We start from the raw sequence: 1,017 nt of genomic DNA on the forward strand, positions 1-1,017 counted from the left end.
CGTATGACACTGGAAGAAATCATTGCCAAACTGGATAGCAATGCAGCTGCCAGAGATGCTGAAAAGCTGAATGCCAAAGACGCCTTTGATGTACTGATCGTCGGTGGCGGACCTGCAGGCAATACCGCTGCGATCTATGCGGCACGTAAAGGCATTAAAACCGGGATCGTGGCTGAACGCATGGGTGGTCAGGTCATGGACACCATGGATATTGAAAACTACACGTCTATCCAGAAGACCCAAGGTCCGAAGTTTGCAGCGGAAATGGAAGCACACGTACGTGAATACGGTGTCGACATCATGAACCTGCAACGGGTATCCAATATCAAAGGTGCAGATGAAACTGCCAATGGCCTGGTGGAAGTCACCCTTGAAAACGGTGCCAAACTTGAATCGAAAACCGTGATTCTGTCGACCGGTGCACGCTGGAGAGAGATGAACGTTCCGGGTGAGCAGGAATATAAAACCCGTGGTGTGGCCTACTGTCCGCACTGTGATGGTCCTCTGTTCAAGGGTAAACGTGTTGCGGTCATCGGTGGCGGTAACTCGGGTGTCGAAGCGGCGATCGACCTGGCCGGTATTGTAGAGCATGTAACGCTGGTGGAATTTGATACCAAGCTGCGTGCCGATCAGGTACTGCAGGACAAGCTGAACAGCTTGCCGAATACCACAGTCATCAAGAATGCCCTGTCGACTGAAGTGCTGGGTGACGGTTCACAGGTGACCGGTCTGAAATACAAAGACCGTGCGACTGATGAAGAGCATACGGTAGAACTTGCGGGGATCTTCGTGCAGATCGGCCTGTTGCCTAACACCGACTTCCTGAAAGAGACTTCGGTTGAGCTGACTAGTCGTGGCGAGATTGTGATTAACGATCGCAACGAAACCAATGTGAAAGGTGTGTTTGCTGCAGGTGACTGTACCACTGTGCCTTACAAGCAGATCATCATTGCGACCGGTGAAGGTGCAAAAGCCTCGCTGTCTGCATTTGATTACATCATCCGTTCAGGACAGTAA

Annotated in this window: 1 protein-coding gene; it reads left to right on the forward strand. The window is 51.3% G+C overall.

The window, feature by feature from the left end; translation table 11 throughout:
• Positions 1-1,017: alkyl hydroperoxide reductase subunit F (gene ahpF / locus VXQ11_RS15600; RefSeq protein WP_416706432.1), on the forward strand; the 1,017-nt coding region annotated here is incomplete at its 5' end.

This window comes from Acinetobacter sp. 197 (genome assembly GCF_048148385.1).
In the GTDB taxonomy this organism is placed as follows: Bacteria; Pseudomonadota; Gammaproteobacteria; order Pseudomonadales; family Moraxellaceae; genus Acinetobacter; species Acinetobacter pecorum.